This window comes from Delftia sp. JD2 (assembly GCF_001682645.1).
In the GTDB taxonomy this organism is placed as follows: domain Bacteria; phylum Pseudomonadota; class Gammaproteobacteria; order Burkholderiales; family Burkholderiaceae_C; genus Comamonas; species Comamonas acidovorans.
Map to the genome: position 1 here is coordinate 1 of NZ_LFJT01000132.1, position 1593 is coordinate 1593.

A 1593-nucleotide genomic window follows, 5' to 3' on the forward strand; every position below is an offset into this window, starting at 1 on the left:
CCCGGCCCGGAGCGGCGCCCGCGCCTACGCGACGGCCGGACACCGCCGCCGTCGCACCGCCATCAAGGCAAAGCGCAGGGGCTGCAAAGGCCACGGAGCAGGCCGCGACAGCCGCCGCGCAAGCGCCTGTGCCCGCCGACACCGAGGCCGCTCCGGACGCCGCGCGCAGCGCCAGGGCCATGGGCCGCCTGCTGGACTCGGCCGCAGGCCGCGAGGCCGTGCAGTCGGCGGCCCGGCAAGGCCTGGTCAGGCCCCAGATCCCTGCGCAGCGCGAGGACCCGCTGGCCAGCGGCATGCGCGAGGCCGCCCAGGGCGACTGCATGAAGGGCGAGTTCAAGGGCGGCGGCATGGGCCTGCTGAGCCTGCCCATGCTGGCGGCCGCTGCGCTCAAGGGCGAGTGCAGCCGCTGAAGGCGCAGGGCCTAGGCCTATTGCGCAGGGCCTAGGCCTATTGCGCAGGGTCGCGCACTTCCCAGCGGATGGCGTCGATGGCCGACAGCAGTTCGGGCGACAGTTGTGTGCCCCAGGCGTTCAGGTCCTCATCGAGCTGGGCCACCGAGGTCACGCCGATGATGGTGCTGGCCACCTGCCACTTGGTGTAGCAAAACGCCAGCGCCAGCTGCGTGGGCGTCATGCCGTGCTCGCGCGCCAGCGCGTTGTAGCGGCGCGCGGCGGCCAGGGCTTCGGGCCGGCCCCAGCGCTGCTTGCGCACGGACTCGTAGCGCGCAATGCGTGCGGCCTGCGGCGCAGCGGGATCGGTGGGCGCATGCACGTCGAACTTGCCCGTGAGCAGGCCGAAGGCCAGCGGCGAATAGGCCAGCAGCGAGACGCCCAGGCGGTGGCAGCTTTCGTCCATGCCGTTTTCCCAGCTGCGGTTGAGCAGGCAATAGGCGTTCTGCACCGAGGCCACGCGCGGCAGGCCGTGCTGCTCGGCCAGGCGCACGAATTCGTGCACGCCCCAGGGCGTTTCGTTGGACAGGCCGATGTGGCGCACCTTGCCTTCACGGACCAGGCGGCCCAGCGCCTCGAGCTGCTCGTGGATGCCGGTCTGCGAGCTTTCCTTGGACGGGTCGTAGTACAGCTGGCCGAAGGCCGGCACGTTGCGCTCGGGCCAGTGGATCTGGTAGAGGTCGATCACGTCCGTGCCCAGGCGGCGCAGGCTGCCTTCGCAGGAGGCGGCGATGTCGGCCGCCGTCATGCCCTTGCCCTCGCGCACCCAGGGCATGCCCCGCGAAGGACCGGCCACCTTGGTGGCCAGCACGACCTTGGCGCGCGCGCCGGGGCGCTGGGCGAACCAGCGGCCGATGATGGTTTCGGTGGCGCCGCAGGTTTCGGCGCGTGCGGGCACGGCATACATCTCGGCCGTGTCGAAGAAGTCCACGCCGCGCTCCAGCGCGCGGTCCATGATGGCGAAGGCCTCGGCCTCGCCGACCTGCTCGCCGAACGTCATGGTGCCCAGGCAGATGGGGCTGACTTGCAATGCGCTTTGACCGAGCGCCACCGGTTGCATCGAGGGGGAATTCATGGGCACCGAGTGTAGGGCCGCCCGTGTTTACCCTGACGGCAGCGCGCCCACCCGGCCAGGGCCGGGCGG

The 1593-nt window shown here is 71.7% G+C and carries 2 protein-coding genes; one reads left to right on the forward strand and one right to left on the reverse strand.

Going from position 1 to position 1593, the window contains the following annotated elements; genetic code table 11:
• A partial coding sequence (locus ACM14_RS31930; protein ID WP_139093538.1) for a hypothetical protein occupies nucleotides 1-410 on the forward strand: 410 nt, incomplete at its 5' end.
• 37 nt (nucleotides 411-447) lie between these two features.
• Here the strand turns inward: ACM14_RS31930 and ACM14_RS30160 are convergent.
• Nucleotides 448-1509: an aldo/keto reductase gene (locus ACM14_RS30160; RefSeq protein ID WP_026062059.1), complete on the reverse strand. Its 1062-nt coding sequence runs from the start codon at nucleotides 1507-1509 to the stop codon at nucleotides 448-450.
• Between the last annotated feature and the right edge of the window lie 84 nt (nucleotides 1510-1593).

Bases quoted from the DNA above. Each gene is read 5' to 3' on its own strand.
- ACM14_RS30160 (WP_026062059.1), bottom strand. From the start codon at position 1,509: ATGCAACCGGTGGCGCTCGGTCAAAGCGCATTGCAAGTCAGCCCCATC.